14 protein-coding genes are annotated in these 14,885 nt (G+C 60.0%); 1 reads left to right on the forward strand and 13 read right to left on the reverse strand.

The window, feature by feature from the left end; translation table 11 throughout:
• Window positions 1–146: 146 nt before the first annotated feature.
• The 13 genes from F8N21_RS03780 to F8N21_RS03850 all read right to left on the reverse strand — a co-directional run bounded on the left by F8N21_RS03780 (window position 147) and on the right by F8N21_RS03850 (window position 13,728).
• The gene (locus F8N21_RS03780; protein WP_150640848.1) at window positions 147–419 is read right to left on the reverse strand and encodes a hypothetical protein; all 273 of its coding nucleotides are present in this window, start codon (window positions 417–419) and stop codon (window positions 147–149) included.
• Window positions 416–628 (reverse strand): hypothetical protein, encoded by a 213-nt coding sequence (locus F8N21_RS03785; protein WP_150640849.1) that lies wholly within the window; start codon window positions 626–628, stop codon window positions 416–418. Before F8N21_RS03785 ends, F8N21_RS03780 begins: the two co-directional genes overlap by 4 nt.
• A gap of 374 nt (window positions 629–1,002) precedes the next feature.
• Window positions 1,003–1,182: a hypothetical protein gene (locus F8N21_RS03795; RefSeq protein WP_150640851.1), complete on the reverse strand. Its 180-nt coding sequence runs from the start codon at window positions 1,180–1,182 to the stop codon at window positions 1,003–1,005.
• 157 nt (window positions 1,183–1,339) lie between these two features.
• On the reverse strand, window positions 1,340–2,515 hold the full coding sequence (locus F8N21_RS03800; protein ID WP_150640852.1) for a lactonase family protein: 1,176 nt from the start codon (window positions 2,513–2,515) through the stop codon (window positions 1,340–1,342).
• A complete protein-coding gene (locus tag F8N21_RS03805; protein WP_150640853.1) occupies window positions 2,502–2,798 on the reverse strand; it encodes a DUF5629 family protein in 297 nt (98 codons plus the stop codon). Before F8N21_RS03805 ends, F8N21_RS03800 begins: the two co-directional genes overlap by 14 nt.
• A gap of 405 nt (window positions 2,799–3,203) precedes the next feature.
• Window positions 3,204–5,579 (reverse strand): efflux RND transporter permease subunit, encoded by a 2,376-nt coding sequence (locus F8N21_RS03810; protein WP_150640854.1) that lies wholly within the window; start codon window positions 5,577–5,579, stop codon window positions 3,204–3,206.
• Between the two features lie 17 nt (window positions 5,580–5,596).
• Entirely contained in the window at window positions 5,597–6,652 is a 1,056-nt protein-coding gene (locus F8N21_RS03815) for a WD40/YVTN/BNR-like repeat-containing protein (RefSeq protein ID WP_150640855.1), read from the reverse strand.
• Window positions 6,653–7,186: 534 nt separating this feature from the next.
• Window positions 7,187–9,859 (reverse strand): aminopeptidase N, encoded by a 2,673-nt coding sequence (pepN, locus tag F8N21_RS03825; protein ID WP_150640857.1) that lies wholly within the window; start codon window positions 9,857–9,859, stop codon window positions 7,187–7,189.
• Between the two features lie 12 nt (window positions 9,860–9,871).
• On the reverse strand, window positions 9,872–10,702 hold the full coding sequence (locus F8N21_RS03830) for a DUF2797 domain-containing protein (protein WP_150640858.1): 831 nt from the start codon (window positions 10,700–10,702) through the stop codon (window positions 9,872–9,874).
• Window positions 10,699–10,962: a YeaC family protein gene (locus F8N21_RS03835; RefSeq protein WP_150640859.1), complete on the reverse strand. Its 264-nt coding sequence runs from the start codon at window positions 10,960–10,962 to the stop codon at window positions 10,699–10,701. Before F8N21_RS03835 ends, F8N21_RS03830 begins: the two co-directional genes overlap by 4 nt.
• 35 nt (window positions 10,963–10,997) lie before the next feature.
• On the reverse strand, window positions 10,998–11,870 hold the full coding sequence (locus tag F8N21_RS03840) for a rhomboid family intramembrane serine protease (RefSeq protein WP_150640860.1): 873 nt from the start codon (window positions 11,868–11,870) through the stop codon (window positions 10,998–11,000).
• Entirely contained in the window at window positions 11,867–12,838 is a 972-nt protein-coding gene (locus F8N21_RS03845) for a metallophosphoesterase (RefSeq protein ID WP_150640861.1), read from the reverse strand. The genes F8N21_RS03840 and F8N21_RS03845 overlap by 4 nt, the downstream gene beginning before the upstream one ends.
• Window positions 12,838–13,728 (reverse strand): NAD(+) kinase, encoded by an 891-nt coding sequence (locus tag F8N21_RS03850; protein ID WP_150640862.1) that lies wholly within the window; start codon window positions 13,726–13,728, stop codon window positions 12,838–12,840. Before F8N21_RS03850 ends, F8N21_RS03845 begins: the two co-directional genes overlap by 1 nt.
• Window positions 13,729–13,883: 155 nt before the next feature.
• Here F8N21_RS03850 and F8N21_RS03855 point away from each other — a divergent pair, with 155 nt between their 5' ends.
• Entirely contained in the window at window positions 13,884–14,834 is a 951-nt protein-coding gene (locus tag F8N21_RS03855; protein WP_150640863.1) for a DUF1853 family protein, read from the forward strand.
• Window positions 14,835–14,885 lie beyond the last annotated feature (51 nt).

The raw sequence follows: 14,885 nt of genomic DNA on the forward strand, positions 1-14,885 counted from the left end.
CGCAGCAGTCGTAAAACCGGCAAATGCGTTCTGTCTGGAAAACTGCGGTTACCGATTTCAGGGCCGCTCCGCGCCCCAGCGGGGGCAAGCCCCCTCGCCACAATAGCCCCCTCACCACAGGTGATGTTTGCCTCGAAGCTGCATTCTCAAACCACCCCCCACCGGGCAAACACGCGGCACATCTGCAGCGCCGAACAATCCACCTTGAACGGCCCCAAAAACTCGGCACTGCGCTTGATCGGCGGATTACCTACCAACAACCTCAAGGCCTTGGCGGTCTCGATGCTGTGAGCGATGCTGTGATTGCACTGGATGGCCCGTGCCAGCGAACCTGCCGAGCCCTGCCCCACCCCCAGCAATGAAAAGCCGTTGGTCAAGAATGCCATGAAGGCGACGACCCAGAGTTTGCGTCCTTTCATAACACCGCCACTTCCTCGGCTCGCGCCTGTTCAGCAGCAATGCTCAGTGTGCGATGTTCGAATTGAATGCCTGGGTGAGCGACTTGGATCGGCGGCTCGATAGAGTGCTGAATCTGGCCGGACAGCGCGACCACAAGGATCAACACCGCATACACCGCGAGGGCAATATAAGCGCCGTGCCTGGCAGAAGTCAGAAGTTTGCTGGCCATGGGATTCTCCGTGGGCTTGTTTTTCAGTGCCCACAGAATCGGTCAAATACCGAAGTATGAAAAACGACCTTCATGCATAGTAACTATCATCTTTGTTGATCCTGAATCCGGCGTGTTTCAGTCCTGCAGTAAGCGTTCAGGCGCAGCCTCCGGTTCGTCTGGAACGGGCCGTTCAGGCGACAGAATGGGGTTGAATAGAAAAAGCTCAAATTCAAGAAGTGGCCATACGCCATTACCAGGGGATTTTGTACTGACAGAGGATCGTGTCGCAAACGCTTTATGCAGGAGCGATATCACTCGGTTTTCTGCCGGCAACTATTCGCCGATCAGAGCCAGTGATTTCGCTCCTGCATAAATGTTGTCGTGCGCAGGTTTCAGTGTTGGATCTTGTGATCCAGAGCGGCATAGAAGTTGGCGCTTTGTTGCAGATATTTCTGGGTGTAGGTATGGGTGCCGGATTTTTTCTCGCTTATCTCAACGTTGGCACTGGCTGGCAGAGCCACGGTAGCCGAGATGGCGGAAGCGGCGATGACGGAGAAGATATTGAAGTTCATGGCGGTAACCCTCGTGGATTCAGTTGGCTGGCTTGCCCGTGCGGGCCGTGAAGCAAACTTACGCGGGAGGGTCGACTCTCTGAAATTCTTTGTAACAGTAACCCATATCAGCGTCATTGATAGAACTACGCAGGCCCCGGCGTTCGGGGCCTGCGGCTTATTGACGCAGCAAGAACCTGATATCGCTGGGGGCATCGAACGGCAGCTTTTGCACGGTTTTGCCTAACAAACCGGTGTTGGCATCGCGCTCCAGCACCACGATCTGGTTGCTTTTCTGGTTACCGATCAACAGGAACTTGCCGCTTGGATCGAGGCTGAATTCCCGCGGATGATCCCCTTCCACCGAGCGTCGCTGGATTTCCTTGAGCTCACTGGTCGCAGGATCGATGGCAAACACCAGCAACTGATTGGCGGTGCCACGATTACTGACGTAGAGGAACTTGCCATCCGCCGAGGCATGCAACGCACCGGCGGCCTTCTGTTCCATGGGTTGGCCGGCGGCCAGTTCGACGATCTGGCGCTGCACCAGCTTGCCAGCCTGATAAACGAATACCGCGACCTGCGCGCTCATTTCCATGGTCAGCCAGGCATGCTTGCCATCGCTGCTGAACAGCAGATGTCGTGGCCCGCTGCCCGGCGGCAATTGCACCGAGGCCGGGGTGGCAGCGGTCAATGGCTGCTCGGGATTGGCCTTGGGGTCGTAGCGGTAGACAAAAATCTTGTCCGCCCCCAGGTCGCTGGAAAATACGTACTGACCGTCCGGCGATGACACCGTCGAATGCACATGCGCCGACATCTGCCGCTCGGGATTGACCCGACTGGACGGATGACTGCTGAGCTGCACCGGCGGCGCCAGCTTGCCATCGGCCGCCACGGGCAAGACCGCGAGGCTGCCGCCTGGATCCTGCGCCACCGAGTAGTTACTGACGAACAGGTAGCGACCGTCAGCGCTCAGGCTGGAATGGGTCGGCTCGTTGCCGAGGGACTGGACCTGATTGATCGGGCTCAGTTGAAGGCTCTTCGGTTCAATGGCAAAACTGCTGACACGGCCGACCGGATCAGCCTGGCCCGGACCGTTCTCGTTGACCACGAACAGCTGTCGTTGATCCCTGGACAGGGTCAACCAGGACGGGTTGGCGCTCTTCACCACCTGCAAGGGTTTGCCATCGAGCTGACCGGTGCGGCTGTCGAACTGCAAGCGATAGAGGCCCTGGCTTTGCCCCTGGGTGTAGGAGCCGACCAGCAGCTCATAGCTATCGACCGCTGCGGCCTGTGCCGATAACGCCGCGAGACTGCCAGCCATCAGCAATGGCCAGAAGTTACGCATCTTCATGCTCGTCATCCGCATCATCCCCACCCCCGAATGCGCTCATGCACACCAGCCGGTGCTCACCGGAATCACCGGTGATGGTCCAGCTTTGCAGCGTCTCATCGAAGGTCGCGGCCTGGACCTGGGCCATAGTGAAAACCCAGCGCTTGGCTGCCCGGCCGTCCATGCATTCGATGTGCAGTTGATCCTCTTCGTCGAGCGAGAAATCAAAGGCGTGCAGCCCGTCGATTTCCAGCATGTCGCAGGTTTCGAGGACGTTGAGCAAGGTGTCGGTAGCGGCAGTCATGGCGATCAATCATCAAGGGGAAAGTGGCAATGATAGCCCATGATCGAACTTCAAACCCCGGACCAATCGCCGAACACAAAACCCTGTGGCGAGGGAGCTCGCTCCCAAAGCAAGATCAAAAGATCGCAGCCTGCGGCAGCTCCTACGCAGACCGCGTACATCCGCAATTTTGCGGGTGTCCCCCCGCAGATCGCATACACCCGCAATTTTGCGGGTGCCCCCCCGCAGATCGCATACATCCGCAATTTTGCGGGTGCCCCCCCGCAGATCGCATACATCCGCAATTTTGCGGGTGTACAGAAATCCCCCGTAGGAGCTGCCGCAGGCTGCGATCTTTTGATCTTGCTTTCAGCGAGTACAAAAAAGCCGCAACCTGAGTTGCGGCTTTGTTGTTTCAGCTAACCCTTAATGGGCAAACAACGAATTACCCTTCTGCCCCGCCAATTGCTCCGGTTTGATCAGGAACCGCGCCAGCGCCGGCAACAGCCACAACGCGCCGAACATGTTCCACAGCAGCATGAAGGTCAGCATCAGACCCATGTCGGCCTGGAATTTGATCGCCGAGAAGATCCAGGTTGCCACGCCGATGGCCAGGCACAGGCCGGTGAACAGCACCGCTTTACCGGTGGATTTCAGCGTCTGGTAATAGGCCTCTTGCAGCGGCAGACCGGCGCGCAGGAAGCTTTCGAGGCGGCTATAGATGTAGATGCCGTAGTCGACACCGATCCCCACCCCCAGCGCCACCACCGGCAAGGTCGCGACTTTCACGCCGATGCCCATGAAGGCCATCAGGGCGTTGCCGAGCACCGAGGTCAGTACCAGCGGCAGGACAATGCACAGGGTCGCTGCCCAGGAACGGAAGGTGATCATGCACATGGTCGCTACGCAGATGTACACCAGGATCAGGATGATCAGTTCCGACTCCCTGATCACTTCGTTGGTGGCTGCTTCGATCCCGGCATTACCCGCGGCGAGGATGAATTCCAGGCCGTCCTTGTTGTTCTCCTTGGCAAACTCCTGCACCGCATGCACCGCCCGATCCAGGGTTGCGGCCTTGTGGTCGTTGAGGAACACCAGTACCGGCGCCAGCGAGCAACTGTTGTTGTACAGGCCATCGGCGCGAGCAATGGAGTTGTTCAGCACATCCGGGTTGCGCGACAGGGTTTCCCATTTCAGGTTGCCTTCGTTCATGCCCTTGATCATCTGCTTGGAGACGGTCACCAGGGAAATTGCCGACTGCACGCCTTCGGTGTTCTGCATCTTCCACATCAACTCGTCGATCGGCGCCATGGCTTCGTAGCGCGAGCAGCCTTCGGACTGGGTCTTGACCATCACCACCAGCACATCGGAGCTGGTGGAATAGTTGCTGATAATGAAGTTGTTGTCCTGGTTATAGCGCGAGTCGGGACGCAGTTCCGGCGCGCCTTGATCGAGATCGCCGATCTTCAGGTTCTGGCTGTACCAGAGGCCGCCGCCAAAGGCCACCAGCGCCAGGGCGATCGACACCGGCGCGACTTTCGGGCTGGCAAAGTTCGACAGCAGGCGCCAGAACGGATGCTCGCGCACCGCGTCTTTCTTGCTGCGCTCGATGGCGCGCCGGCTGATGCCGACGTAGGAAATCGCTACCGGCAGCAGGATCAGGTTGGTGAACACGATCACTGCCACACCGATGGAAGCACCGATGGCCAGTTCACGGATCACGCCGATGTCGATGATCAGCAAGGTGATGAAGCCCACCGCATCCGCCAGAATCGCGATCATCCCCGGCAGGAACAGTTGCCGGAAAGTTCGCCGCGCCGCGGTCAGGGCGTTGTCGGCCTCACCCGACTGCAAGGCGATGCCGTTGATCTTCTGCACGCCGTGGGAAATACCGATGGCGAAGATCAGGAACGGCACCAGCATCGAATAGGGATCGAGGCCGAAACCGATGGCGTGCATCAGTCCAAGCTGCCAGACCACCGCCACCAGCGTGGTAATCAACACCGCAATGGTGCTGCGAATACACCAGGTGAACCAGTACAGCAGCACCAGGGTGATGACGAAAGCAATGCCGAAGAACATCACCACCATGATCAGGCCATCGATCAGGTCGCCGACTTTCTTGGCAAAACCGACGATGTGGATCTGCACGTTGGGGTTCTGCGCTTCGAACTTGTTGCGGATCTTGTCTTCAAGCTCGTGAGAAAACTTCTGATAGTCCAGCGCGAGCAACTTGCCCTGGTCTTCAGGGTCCGGGTAAGACTCCAGCAACGGGATATCGACGATGCTCGACTTGAAGTCGTTGGCCACCAGCCGACCGACCTGGCCAGACTTGAGCACGTTGTTGCGCAATTGATCGAGACTGTCGGCCGAGCCGTTGTAGCTCTGGGGAATCACTTCACCCCCGGCGAAGCCTTCCTCGGTCACTTCGGTCCAGCGAATGCTGGGGCTCCACAGCGACTTTAGCCCGGAACGGTCAACCCCGGAGATGTAGAACACCTCGTCGTTGATCTGCCGCAGGGTCTCCATGTACTCCTTGGAGAAGATGTCGCCATCGGTGGCTTCCACCGAGATCCGCACGGTGTTGCCGAGGTTGGCCAGGTCATTGCGGTGCTCGAGCATCTTCACGATGAAGGGATGCTCGAGCGGGATCATTTTTTCGAAGCTGGTGGACGGTTTGATCAGCGTGGCCTGCCAGAACAGGAACACACTGACCAGCAGGCAGATGACGATCACCGCCGGGCGGTTGTTGAAAATCAGGCGTTCGAGAAACGTCGCCTTGTCTGTTTGATGACTGCTCATGGAAATCCCCCGCCTTCTTATTGTTTGCCCAGCTCAGCGCCGGTTGGCGTGGTAGCGCGAACGCCGCCCTGTCCTACCAGAATCAAGTTGCCATTGCCCGCTGCCGTGACCGCCGATAAGGAAATGCGGTCGGGCCGATTGAATACGCTGAAGGTCAAACCGTTGTCGCTGCTGCGCACCACGCTGCCGCCGTTGCCGACGATCACCAGCGAGCCGTCGTCGAGCAGGGTCGCGCCGGACAGGCCGAACTCCAGTGCGCCACGGGCCGCCTTGAGCTCAACCGGCTCCCAGGTCGTGCCGAAATCAGTGGAACGGAACAGATTGCCGCGCAAACCGTAGGCCAGCAGCGTGCCGGGCTCGGCGGTGCCGATCACCCCGAACAGCGAGCCCTGGTACGGGCCTTCGAGGCGTTCCCAGGTTTGCCCCCAATCGGCGGAACGGAACATGCTGCCCTGCTCGCCGACGATAAACAGACCGGAATCCTTGACCGCGGCGATGGCGTTGAGGTGGTACTGGTCTTCGTTGTCCAGGCGCTCGCTGGCATTTTCCCAGTTCTTTCCGCCATCGGTGGTTTCCAGCAGTGCGCCATAGGCGCCTACGGCAAAGCCGTTGTTGCCATCCTTGAACCAGACGTCGAGCAATGGCGCTTCACGGGTCAAGTCTTCGTATTGCTTGGTCCAGGTGCTGCCGCCGTCTTCGCTGGCGAGGATCTGCGCATCATGCCCGACCGCCCAGCCATGTTTGGCGTCGACAAAAAACACCGCCGTCAGCAGCTGGCGGGTCGGTACTTTGGCCTGGGTCCAGGTCTTGCCCTGGTCATCGGAACAGAGAATGTGACCGCGGTCCCCCACGGCCACCAGTCGCGCGCCGGCCTGCACGACATCGAGCATCAGGCCTTTGGCGGACTTCGCGGATTCAATCGAGTAGACAGTATCGACCGCCGCCGTGGCAGCGGCCTGGACGGGCGCCGACAGTACGGCGACGCCCAACAGCGAGAGCGCTGTAGCCAGCAACGCGAATCTGCGTAACGCCGGCGGGCGGCAAAAACCCACACCCATGACAGGCTCACTCATAGACCTTCCCCCATTATTATTGTTAGGTCATTCAACCTTTCAGGGCGCCGTTCAGGGCAGTTCTTTCTGATTTGCCGTTTCGGATCGTTATCCTGAAACCTGCAATCTAGAGCCCCTTCGGAAGCTGGCCTATCCTATCCAGCTTTGGAAAGTCCTGACAATCGATACGACGTTATGTTTTGTTAACCCGGGGCTTGAGAGTAGTGCCTGAATGGCTAGGTATTCGCTGGATTGATGAATAAAGGCCGTTAAATGGCCTTTATCAAGGAGGTGGGAGGCTGGATGGAGGTTTCGCGGACCCCCGCGACATCATGGCTGTGCACAAACCCTGTGGGAGCGGGCTTGCTCGCGATGGACTCAAGGGCGGCGCGTTTATTCAGACAACACGCGTAATCGTTAACGTCCATCGCGAGCAAGCTCGCTCCTACAGGGGATGTGGGTACATTCGCGAGAGACAGGGCAGCTGTCAGGCCGCTTTCGCGAGCAAGCCCGCTCCCACAGGGTCCGCTGGACACCTGGGGAGCCAGGACCCATTCAGGCCAAGCTTTTGCTGACCACTTCAAAGACGTCGCTGGAAAGCTCACCGGACGCAAGAATCCGCTCCAGCTCGCTCTTCATCAGCGCCTGACGAGCACTGTCGTACTTGCGCCAGCGAGTCAGCGGCGCCAGTTGCCGCGAAGCGATCTGGGGGTTGAAGCCGTTGAGCTGGATCACCAGATCCGCCAGGAAGCGATAACCGGAGCCATCCGCGGCGTGGAAGTTGATCAGGTTCTGCCCGGCAAAGGCACCGACCAGGGCGCGGACCTTGTTCGGGTTCTTGATGTTGAACGCCGGGTGCTGCATCAGCGCCTTCACTCGCTGCAAGCCGCCTGGCAAACCGCTGCCGGCCTGGACACTGAACCACTGGTCCATGACCAGCGGGTTGTCCTTGAAGTTTTCCGCGAAGGTCGCCAAGGCCTTGGCCTTCTCTTCGTCGAATGGCGAATTGACCAGCACCGCCAGCGCCGTCAGGCGTTCGGTCATGTTGTCGCAAGCGTCGAACTGCTCCAGGGTCGCCGCCAGAACTTCCGGCTTGCCGTTGAGCATCAGGTAGGACAGCACAATGTTTTGCAGACTACGCCGGGCAAAGTGCTCGGCTTCGGCGATGTAAGGGGTGTTTTTCGACAGATCGCGATTGGCCTGGTAACGCAGCCACAAGGCTTCGAACAAGCCGTCGGCCAACTGCGCGCGAGCGAACTCGCGAGCGGCGTGGATCGCCTCCACATCGGCCACTTCGCTGATTTCGGTGAGGTAGGCTTCGCTCGGCAGCGAAAGCATTTCCGCGACCATCGCCTGATCCAGCGTCTCGTCCGCCAACACAGCGCGCAATGCCGTCACCAGACGTTGATCCATCACCAACGCCGTGCCTTGCTGGTGCTGAACGATCAATTCCTGCAGTACCTGCACCGACAATTGCTGGCCGGCTTCCCAGCGATTGAAGCCATCGTTGTCGTATTGCATCAGGAACATCAACTGGTCGCGATCGTAGGGGAAGCTCAGTTTCACTGGCGCCGAGAAACCGCGCAGCAGGGAAGGCAATGGCTTTTGCGCGATATCGACGAAGGTGAACGTCTGCTCGGCTTCGGTCACCGAGAGGACCCGCGAGGTGCCCACCGCGGCGGTCTCACCGGCCAGGCGCAGGGCAATGCCGTCACCCTCGGCGTCCAGCAGGCCGAGTTCGACCGGGATCACGAAGGGCTGTTTCTCAACCTTGTCCGGGGTCGCCGGGTAGCTCTGACGGAAGGTCAGGCTGTAGGTTTTCGCGGCACTGTCATAGGCCTCGCTGACGGTCAGGCGCGGCGTGCCGGCCTGGCTGTACCAGCGTTTGAACTGGGTCAGGTCGACACCATTGGCATCTTCCATGGCCTTGATGAAATCGTCACAGGTCACGGCCTGGCCATCATGGCGTGCGAAATACAGGTCGCTGCCTTTGCGAAAACCCTCGGCGCCAAGCAAGGTGCGAATCATCCGCACCACTTCCGAGCCCTTCTCGTAGACGGTCAGGGTGTAGAAGTTGGAGATTTCGATAAAGCTTTCCGGGCGCACGGCGTGAGCCATGGGGCCGGCGTCTTCGGCGAACTGGTGGGTGCGCAGATAAGCCACGTCCTCGATGCGCTTGACCGTGCGCGAGTTCATGTCCGCAGAGAACTCGGCATCGCGGAACACCGTGAAGCCTTCCTTGAGCGACAGCTGGAACCAGTCGCGACAGGTCACGCGGTTGCCCGACCAGTTGTGGAAGTACTCGTGGGCGACCACCGCTTCGACCCGCTGGTGCGCAGCGTCGGTGGCGGTTTCGGCACGGGCCAGCACGCAGCTGGAGTTGAAGATGTTGAGGCCCTTGTTCTCCATGGCGCCCATGTTGAAGTCGTTGACCGCGACGATCATGAAGATATCCAGGTCGTACTCGCGGCCATACACCTCTTCGTCCCAGCGCATGGATTTCTTCAGGCTGTTCATTGCGTGCTGGCACTTGTCGATGTTTTCCGGCTCGACATAAATGCGCAGCGCCACCGAGCGCTCGGTCATGGTGATGAAGGTATCTTCGACGCACCACAGGTCACCGGCCACCAGCGCGAACAGGTAGGCCGGTTTCATGAACGGGTCTTCCCAGGTCGCCCAATGCCGCCCGTCTTCTTCCGGACCGCTGCCAATCGGGTTGCCGTTGGACAGCAGCACCGGATAGCGATGCTGCTCGGCGATGACCGTGGTGGTGAACTTGCTCATCACGTCCGGGCGGTCGAGGTAGTAAGTGATCTTGCGGAAACCTTCAGCCTCGCACTGGGTGCAGAACATGCCGCTGGATTTGTACAGGCCTTCCAGGGCGGTGTTGGTTTCCGGGTGGATCCTGACGCTGGTGTCGACCGTAAAGGTTTCGCTGGTCGGCTGCAGGGTCAGGTGATGCTCCGTCAACTGATAGCCGGTCAACTGGTCATCGGTGGCGCTCAGGTCGCGGTCATCCAGTTGCACCGACAGCAATTCCAGCTGCTGGCCATCGAGCACCAGCGGCGGCAGGCCCGGGCCACGTTCCGGGTTGCGGCGCATCAGCAGTTGCGCATGGACCAGGCTGTGGTCCTCGAACAACTCGAAGGTCAGGTGCGTCTCGTCGATCAGGTATTCAGGCGCCTGATAGTCCTTCAGGTAGATCATCTTCGGTTGTTCGGTGCGCATGCTGGAGTCCTTCTACTGATGCACGGCGAGCTGGTAGGCCGTGTATTTACGAATATTGATAACGCCGGTATCGAAGATCAGGTACTGGCCCTTGATCCCCATCAGCGTGCCTTCGGCAATCGGATTCTTGTCCAGATTGAAGCTGACGATCTTGGCCGGGTACTGCTCGACCGGATAACGGATGTCGATCGGTTCGACGTCATTGATCACCTGCATGGCCTGCAGGCCGAAGCGTTCCTGCAAACCCGACAGACCGTCGGCACAGCTGTCGAACAGCTGCTGACGAACCTGTTTGAGATCCACCGCCACGGCATCGCCCTTGAGCAAGGCGCGCCAGTTGGTTTTATCGGCTACCTGACTGCGAAACAGATCTTCGACGAAACCCGATTGCTGGCGAGTCGAGACCCGCATGATCGGCAACGCCTGGCTGGCGCCCTGGTCGAGCCAGCGAGTCGGCAGCTGGGTGGCGCGGGTAATCCCGACTTTGACGCCCGAGGAGTTGGCCAGATAGACCACGTGATCGGTCATGCAGAACTGCTCGCCCCAGGCCGGATCGCGACAGGTACCGGCGTCGTAGTGGCAGCGCTCAGGGCTCATGATGCAGATATCGCACTGGGCCAGCTTGGTCATGCACGGGTAGCAGTAACCCTGACTGAAACTGGTTTTGGTCTTGCGCCCGCAATGGGTGCAGTGGATCGCCCCCAGGTACTCGAGGCGCACCGTGGTGCCGATCATTGGATTGACCGGCACCTCGATGTCGCCCAGACGGAATGCGTACTGAACGGCCGACGCGTCGAGACGCGCCGACATCTTGCTGATTGCACCGCGGCCAATCTCGATCAATGGGTGGCGTCCGACTTGAACAGCAGGTTCGGTACCGGTTCCGACTTGGAGCCACAATCCTGCGGGCCGCCCATGTAACCGGTACGCTGATCTTCCGGCAAATTGTGGATTTCCCAGGCGATCATCGCCTGCAGCGACAGTTCGCGCTGCTCGGCAGTCAGCTTGCCGCCGTCCGACCATTTGCCGATCTCTACCGCCAGCTTCAGGTTCCGGTAGATATCCGGGGTGATGTTGTTGATCATTTCGTTAAAAGAGGACATCAGGTTCTCCGCGAACTCTATTCATACGGCAATTTTTAGACGGCCAGTTTACGTCGGCTGAACAAGCCACCCAACAAACCGGTAAAGCATCCGACGAGCAACCCGCCGACATGCGCCGCATTGGCAATTTCACCGAAACCGATCATCGAGATCAGCCCGGACATACACAGCAGCAACCACACCAGCATCATCACCAGCACCCCACGGGGCAGGCGATAAGCCGGATTGGGCGACAACAATTGATAGATCCAGCAATGCCCGAGCAACCCGTACAGCACTCCTGACAGCCCGCCAAACAAGGTCGGACCGCTGAAATAATATTGCGCGTAATTGGACACCAGGCTGAACAGCAGTGTCAGGCCCAGCAGGTTGATACTGCCCTGGCGTATTTCGATGCGCCGGCCCAGCTCCCAGTACCACATGCCGTTCATGGCCAGGTGCAGGAAGCCGAAGTGGATCAGCATCGGCGTCACCAGACGCCACCACTGCCCCGCCGCGAGGCTGTCGGCCAGTGGTGTGAACTGGATGTACTCGCCGATGATGCGAAATTCGAGGAAGGTCAGCCAGCGCATGATATCAAGGTTGTCGCCGAGCATAGTCACGCCGCCAACAATCAGGCTGAGCAACAGGATCAGCGCGGTCGCCGGGCTGTGGCGCAATTGCTCGACGAAACCCGGTCGCTGGAATGCGGCCTGGGTGTCGGGAATGTCCAGTTGCTGATCGGGATCGCCGGCAGGGAAACGCTCATACAGTGAGCGGACATCCTCACTGATCGCGTCCGGCACCCAGAGCACCTGCTCACCGGCTTCTTCGCTGACCCGATGGGGAACCCGCATGCGCTGCAGCAGTTTGACGAACCCGCTCAGATCGACTGCCAGCGGCAGGCGTAACACCGCGACGGCACTCATTGCAGGACCTCCGGGCGTTCGACATCGACCCAGACGAACTTGCGCGGATCGAGGCGGGTTTCCTGGTCCAGCCGGTAGGCGACCAGTTTGCCGTAGAGCACTGCGCTGTAGTCCAGGCAGGCCAGGTTCGGCCGGATCGGTGCCGGCTTGCCGCTGCGCCAGTAGTGACCGACGAACAACAGCGGCTCGTCGACGCCATAGCGCAGCAAGGTGTTTTTCTCGATGGACGACAGCGGTGTCTGGGCAATCGGCTCAGGTAAGGCGTCAGGTTGGAACACGATGTCTCCGTAGGTTTGCGGGTCGTCTTCCCAGAACTTGGTGCGGAAAAATGCCCGGGTCAGGCCGTCGCCGCTGGTCATGGTCAAGCCGTGGGGCAAGCGCATGTCGGTGCCGCGCAACAGCCGATCGAACACCGTGCAGGCAAAACTGCCGGGCACGGCGGCAGCCTGGAGGAAGTGTTCGTCGATGCAGCCATTATGATATTGCGCCCGCAACGGCCCGATCAGCCCGGCATCCCAGCAGGCATGCACCACCCGAAAGCGCCCGGCATCGACGAACAGCGGCATCTGGTAGAACCACTGGAGGAAGTCGTGCCAGTCCGCCGGGTGCTGATCGAATTGGGTCAGGGTTTCGTTGATCAACCGCGCATGCCGTGGGGTGTGTTCGCGCACGTATTGCTTGCCACTGCCCGGTGGTGCCGGGGTGCTCCAGCCGAGGGCGTTGAACTCATGGTTGCCCATGATGCACAGCGCCTGCCCGGCTTCGGTCATGTCGTGGACGATATGCAGCGCTTCGCGAATCCGCGGGCCACGGTCGATGATATCGCCGAGGAACACCGCCATGCGCGAAGAATGGTGCCAGGTACCGCCCACCTTGTTATACCCGAGCTGGTCGAGCAAATGTTCAAGGGTATGAGCGCAACCATGCACATCACCGATCAGGTCGTAGCTACGCGCGGGATCAAGCATCAGTCGCCTCCACCACCCAAGCGGCTGCCCCAGCCGAGCTTGGTCCGGCAAACTTCATAATAATTGTGGTCCAGCGGATGGATCAGCCGCAGTTTCTGCGCTTTCTTGCTGATGGTGATGGTGTCGCCCGGCGCGCAGGTGAAATGGTTCTGCCCGTCACAGGAGACTTGCGGGTAGATCTGCATATCCTTGGACACGACGATTTTCAGCTCACTGTTGCCATCGACCACAATCGGCCTTCCAGACAAGGTATGGGGGTACATCGGCACGATAACAATGGCATCGAGTTTGGGATGCATGATCGGCCCGCCTGCCGACAGCGCATAGGCGGTCGAGCCGGTCGGCGTCGCGACGATCAGGCCGTCGGCCTTCTGGCTGCAGACGAACTGGCCGTCGATGTACAGCTCGAACTCGATCATCCGCGTCGACTTGCCGGGGTGCAGTACCACATCGTTGAGCGCATCGCCCTGGCCGATGGCCTCGGCGTGGCGGCGGACTTCGGCCTGCAACAGGAAGCGGTTTTCCACCAGGTAGTGGCCGTCGAGCACCTCGGCGACTTTCACTTCCAGTTCGTCGGGACGAATATCGGTCAGAAAGCCCAGGCTGCCACGGTTGATCCCCAGCACCGGAATGTTGTGGCGGGCCAGCGCCCGGGCGGCGCCCAGCAGGCTACCGTCACCGCCGACGACAATGACCATGTCGCAGACTTCACCGAGCATCTTGCGCGATGAGGTTTGCAGGCCGTGACCTGGCAGGACTTCGGCAATGGTGTCCTCGAGGATCACGTGCATGTGCCGGTCGAGCAGAAACCTTTTCAGCCGGCGAACCGTGTCGAGTACCTGGGAACTGCCCAGGCGACCGATGATGCCGATATTACGAAATTGCTCCATGGGGTTCCTGCGAAGTTCTGGGACGGGCCGAAAAGGACGATTATGGGCGAAAGCCGCCCGCAGACAAAATCCTTTCAACTTCAAGGGTGTGTTCCGGCCAGGCCGACGCGCCGGTGATTTATCGAGAACACAGCCTTATAGGCTATGCTCGCAGAATGATCCTGTTCCCCGGCTTGCTCAGTTTACCCCGCCAGTTGCGCCACCCTGAGGTGCGCGACCTGGCATGGGTCATCCTCGCGCCGCCGATGCTCAGTGAAACCCCGTGGCCGCAGCGCCATCCGCTGGCCGGCAGTGATTGGGTAGAGGCGCCCGAACAGCTTGCACTGTGGCTTGAACAGCTGGATCAGGACAGCAGCCCGTTGCGCCACTGGCTGGCTCTGGGCCCGACCCGTCGTCTGGGCCTGTATTACGAGCGCCTGTGGCAATTCGCCGTGCAGCACGCCCCTGGCATCGAATTGATCGCCGCCAATATGCCGATCCGTCGTGCAGGCCACACCCTTGGCGAACTGGACATGCTGCTGCGCGATCGCGACGGCGTGCACCACCTGGAACTGGCGATCAAGCTCTATCTCGGGCCGCAACAGGGCGATGGCCATGACACGGCGCAGTGGCTCGGCCCCGGTTGTCATGACCGGCTGGACCGCAAACTGGCGCATCTGAGCCAGCATCAGTTGCCGATCTCTGCCCGCCCCGAAAGCCGTGAAGTCCTTGCCGCTCTGGATATCCAACAGTTCAGTGCACAGTTGTGGCTGGGCGGATACCTGCTGTATCCATGGCCAGGCAAGGCCCAGTCGCCGGCCGGCGCGCACCCGCAGCATTTGCGCGGCCGCTGGCTGCACCAGCGCGACTGGTCGAGATTTGTCGTTGAACAGCCACCGGGACGTTGGCAACCCCTGCCCCGCCATGCCTGGCTGGCACCGGCGCATTATCCCCCCGATCAGACCTGGGATGCCGACCAGTTAAATGCCTGGCTGGCCGCTCTGGAACCCCAGGCACCGGCGCAGTTGATGGTGCGCCTGACAGAAAATGCCACGGGCGAATGGGAAGAAGCCGAGCGCTTGTTCCTGGTGGCGGATCTTTGGCCGAATGTGCCGGGGTCAGGTTGAAATCGGGTTGTTGTTGAGGGCCTCATCGCGAGCAAGCCCGCTCCCACAGGT

The organism is Pseudomonas fluorescens, from assembly GCF_902497895.1.
Lineage (GTDB): Bacteria > Pseudomonadota > Gammaproteobacteria > Pseudomonadales > Pseudomonadaceae > Aquipseudomonas > Aquipseudomonas fluorescens_BP.

Coding starts and splice junctions, on each gene's coding strand:
- F8N21_RS03780 (WP_150640848.1), bottom strand. CDS start 419: ATGAAAGGACGCAAACTCTGGGTCGTCGCCTTCATGGCATTCTTGACC.
- F8N21_RS03785 (WP_150640849.1), bottom strand. CDS start 628: ATGGCCAGCAAACTTCTGACTTCTGCCAGGCACGGCGCTTATATTGCC.
- F8N21_RS03795 (WP_150640851.1), bottom strand. CDS start 1,182: ATGAACTTCAATATCTTCTCCGTCATCGCCGCTTCCGCCATCTCGGCT.
- F8N21_RS03800 (WP_150640852.1), bottom strand. CDS start 2,515: ATGAAGATGCGTAACTTCTGGCCATTGCTGATGGCTGGCAGTCTCGCG.
- F8N21_RS03805 (WP_150640853.1), bottom strand. CDS start 2,798: ATGACTGCCGCTACCGACACCTTGCTCAACGTCCTCGAAACCTGCGAC.
- F8N21_RS03810 (WP_150640854.1), bottom strand. CDS start 5,579: ATGAGCAGTCATCAAACAGACAAGGCGACGTTTCTCGAACGCCTGATT.
- F8N21_RS03815 (WP_150640855.1), bottom strand. CDS start 6,652: ATGAGTGAGCCTGTCATGGGTGTGGGTTTTTGCCGCCCGCCGGCGTTA.
- pepN (WP_150640857.1), bottom strand. CDS start 9,859: ATGCGCACCGAACAACCGAAGATGATCTACCTGAAGGACTATCAGGCG.
- F8N21_RS03835 (WP_150640859.1), bottom strand. CDS start 10,962: ATGTCCTCTTTTAACGAAATGATCAACAACATCACCCCGGATATCTAC.
- F8N21_RS03840 (WP_150640860.1), bottom strand. CDS start 11,870: ATGAGTGCCGTCGCGGTGTTACGCCTGCCGCTGGCAGTCGATCTGAGC.
- F8N21_RS03845 (WP_150640861.1), bottom strand. CDS start 12,838: ATGCTTGATCCCGCGCGTAGCTACGACCTGATCGGTGATGTGCATGGT.
- F8N21_RS03850 (WP_150640862.1), bottom strand. CDS start 13,728: ATGGAGCAATTTCGTAATATCGGCATCATCGGTCGCCTGGGCAGTTCC.
- F8N21_RS03855 (WP_150640863.1), top strand. CDS start 13,884: ATGATCCTGTTCCCCGGCTTGCTCAGTTTACCCCGCCAGTTGCGCCAC.